Annotated in this window: 1 protein-coding gene; it reads right to left on the reverse strand. The window is 40.8% G+C overall.

The window, feature by feature from the left end:
- A partial coding sequence (locus ACH5TW_RS00265) for a hypothetical protein (protein ID WP_439334469.1) occupies positions 1-238 on the reverse strand: 238 nt, incomplete at both ends.

Below are 238 nucleotides of genomic sequence, written 5' to 3' on the forward strand. Positions count from 1 at the left end.
CAGCAGAAACTGTTTCATTTTGTACATCACTAATTGTTAAGGCATCAGCAGGAGTTACCGTAAATGTAGCTGTATCTTGCCCAGACTCACATAAGTCCGTTACATTATAAGTTACACTCGTATTACCACCCTCACATAAAGCAGGAGTAGTAAGTACACTAATATCTGTAGCTTGCGGATCACAACCACCAGTTACACTAAACCCAGCAATCCAATTAGCAAAGGCTGTATCTAACGC

The sequence above is a fragment of the Thalassobellus sediminis genome, from assembly GCF_044386045.1.
In the GTDB taxonomy this organism is placed as follows: domain Bacteria; phylum Bacteroidota; class Bacteroidia; order Flavobacteriales; family Flavobacteriaceae; genus Thalassobellus; species Thalassobellus sediminis.